The 1,872-nt window shown below is 68.9% G+C and carries 1 protein-coding gene and 1 pseudogene; both read left to right on the top strand.

Annotated features, from left to right (window positions below):
* Window positions 1-987, top strand: a 987-nt coding sequence (locus MXAZACID_RS00615) for a tetratricopeptide repeat protein (protein ID WP_008492050.1), incomplete at its 5' end; no start/stop codon positions are given.
* Window positions 988-1,110: 123 nt separating this feature from the next.
* Window positions 1,111-1,872: pseudogene (locus MXAZACID_RS19040) on the top strand (glycosyltransferase family 39 protein); the annotation flags it as partial.

The following is a 1,872-nucleotide window of genomic DNA, read 5'->3' on the forward strand; positions in this document are numbered from 1 at the left end:
GGACGCAACCAGGCGGTGACGCTGGACCCCGGCAACGCCATCGGCTTCGATGCCCGCGCCACCGCCGCGTTGCAGAAGAACGATCTGACGGCGGCCCTGGCGGATGAAAGCCATGCGATCAGCCTCTCCCCCTCCACTCCCGGCTTCTATGAAAAACGCGCGCTGATCGAGCTGGCCGCGCATCAGCCGCAACCGGCGCTGGCGGATCTTGCCAGCGCCATCGCCTTCGCGCCGGACGATGCGCGGCTCTACCTCCAGCGCGCCGGGGTGGAGGACCAGCTCAAGCAGCCGGAGGCCGAGATCAAGGATCTGTCCCAGGCGGTGGACAAGGCCGGTGGCGATCCGAAGCTGCTCTACCATGTGCTGCTGCTGCGCGCCGGCACCTATAGCCAGATGCACCAGCCGGATATGGCCTTGCAGGATGTCACCCGCGCCATCGCCCTCGATGCCAAGGCCCCGCAAGCCTATGCCGCCCGGGCCATGCTGGAGCAGGCGGGCGGCCAGACCACGGCCGAGATCGCCGATGACAGCAAGGCGATCAGCCTCGATCCCCGCTATCAGCCCGCCTATGAGGACCGCGCCATCGCCTATGGCAACGCGCATAAATATGCCGAGGCCGCCGCCGATGAGGGGGAGCTGTTAAAGCTGCGCCCGAAATCCGCGCCGGATCTGAATAATCGCTGCTGGTTCCTGGCGCTGGACGGCAAGTTCAGCGAGGCGCTGAGCTATTGCCAGCAGGCGCTGAGCCTGAATGACAGCGACGCGGCGACGCAGGATTCCACCGGCTATGTCTATCTGAAGCTGAAGGACGCCAAGAGGGCCATCGCCGCCTACGACCAGGCGCTGAAGCTCGACCCGCATCTGGCCAGCTCCCTCTATGGCCGTGGCCTGGCCGAGCAGGACGCCGGCGATCAGGACGCCGCCAAGGCGGATCTCGCTTTGGCCCGGCAATATGATCCACGCATCGAGCAGGAATTCGGAAGCTGATGGCACGCATCCAGAGGCGCGCGGCTTGTGTGGGGGGCACCGCCAGGCCGAACGTGCCGCCATTCTCCACGGGCCACGCCCAGGCTCCCGCCTGGGCCTGCATCGACCTGGATCTGGACCAGCGTGGCGCGCAACGGCCGCCGCTCTGAGCTGATCCTGCTGGCGCTGGCGGGCCTTCTGCTTGTCCTGGCGGCCTGGCTGCGCGGCCCGGAATATGACGAGGCCTATTCGATCTTTTTAACCGCCGGCCATGCCAGGCCGGACTGGCCGCAAGCCGTGTTCACCGCCGGGAGCGTGCGCTGGCTCTACGCCCCGCACGGCAATTTGGGGCAGATCGCGCATGATCTGCGCCAGGGCGATGTGCATCCGCCGCTTTATTTCTGGCTGCTGGAAGGCTGGCGCCGCGTCGCCGGGGCGGGGTGGTTCACCGCCCGGCTGCTCTCCGTCGGCTTCACCCTGGCGGGGCTGGCGGGGCTGGCGCGGCTCGCCAGCTGGCGCGGCGTGGCGGTGGCGCCGGTGCTGATGCTGGCGCTGCTCTCCTACGGGTTTCTCTTTACCGGCATCCTGGCGCGGCCCTTCGCGCTGGCGCAGGCGCTGGATATCTGGGGTGTCTATGCGCTGCTGCGCGGCGATGCGCGCGGGGCGCTCCTGGCCGGTCTTTGTTTCGGCGCCGCCGCCTTCACCGATTATCTGGCGGTGTTCACCGCCGGCCCGGCGCTGCTCTGGCTGGCCGCCCGCGCCCCGCGCCGCGCCGCCTTGCTGGTGGGCGCGATGCTGCCCTTCCTCGCCGCCTGTTTCTGGTTTTTCCTCGCCCAGCACGGCTCGCGCGGCGGGCAGTTCGCGGCCTTCGCCTGGTCGCCCGCGCTGGCGGCGCTGGCACGCGAT

The sequence above is a fragment of the Acidocella sp. MX-AZ02 genome, from assembly GCF_000306035.1.
Lineage (GTDB): Bacteria > Pseudomonadota > Alphaproteobacteria > Acetobacterales > Acetobacteraceae > Acidocella > Acidocella facilis.